The sequence below is a fragment of the Methylobacterium sp. CCH7-A2 genome (genome assembly GCF_001557075.1).
Lineage (GTDB): Bacteria > Pseudomonadota > Alphaproteobacteria > Rhizobiales > Beijerinckiaceae > Allobosea > Allobosea massiliensis.
Genome location: NZ_LSKN01000163.1, coordinates 1 through 1,102, shown reverse-complemented (window position 1 = coordinate 1,102; position 1,102 = coordinate 1). Strand labels below are relative to the sequence as shown.

Genomic DNA, 1,102 nt, shown 5'->3' with positions numbered 1-1,102 from the left:
AACCGGCAATCGCCGGTGACCACCGTCAGCTACACCACGCTATGGGACACGACCATGGCTGGGGGACTAGGACCCCTATCCAAGTTCACAAAGAACTGGGCGACAACGTGTTTTTTGGCGGCTTGTCGGTCCGATATCCCCAATGTGGGCCGGTGATGTGGGCCAGTCAAGACAGTGAGAACCTTCCAGAAGGCCTGCGATACGGATAAGGAAATTGACATGCGCATGGCGCAGTCTAGATAATAGATTAGATTTCGATTGAAATTCTGGCACGGGCCCGTCATCAAATCGACCTTGACTGAGAGGTTGAAAGTCATGGATCTTAAAGAAGTAATTAGTGATCGCCTGATTATAATTGACGAACATCTTTCTTCTATTGAAACGCCCGTCTGGCATAGAGTGACACAGGCCTCGATTATATTTGTAAAGGATTATATCTTAGAAATAGAAGGTGACGATAAATCTGATTTTTATAATAAGCCTTGGTTTGCTGTTATCTACCACTATGTCAGAGAATGGTATCAAAATTTATACGGGCCCGCGCTTGATCGAGGGGGAACCTCAACAGCAACTGGTGTTGCGCTTGTTCGCGGCGTGCCTATTGAACTCAAAGTACCACTCACCCGCAGTACTGTAGAAATACCTGGTGAAACCGCTTGGCTACACTTTCCGGTGACGATTGAGGACGGTGAAAATCCAGAGACCTGGCTAGTCGGCTCGCCGCCTATCGACAGGCTACCGCAGCGTGAACGGACGAAACTCTTTGCAAAGCTGACTGCTATCGGCACAGGCTTACGGCGCATCCGCATAAACCTGATGGGCATCAAACCCAGCGATGAAAAGATAAGCGGACTTCTCGAAGGCGTTCTTCCCGAATTGGAAAGTGCCGCCGTGAACATCTTACGCAAGGATGCTGTAGGGCGGGGAGCCGCTCTCTGGTCGCTACAAATGGCCGTTGAAAAGACCTTAAAAGCCTTTGCCCAACACAAGACGGGGAAATTTCGGCAGTCGCATGATCTTTTTGATCTCTACGACGACGTGAAGGACCTAGGCTTCGTGGACAAAGGGTAGCCAGAGTTTGACTGCGGCAATGGCGACGAAT

The 1,102-nt window shown here is 49.8% G+C and carries 1 protein-coding gene; it reads left to right on the top strand.

What is annotated here, in order from left to right:
- Positions 1-315 precede the first annotated feature (315 nt).
- Positions 316-1,071: a hypothetical protein gene (locus AX750_RS26020; RefSeq protein WP_156462454.1), complete on the top strand. Its 756-nt coding sequence runs from the start codon at positions 316-318 to the stop codon at positions 1,069-1,071.
- Positions 1,072-1,102: the final 31 nt, after the last annotated feature.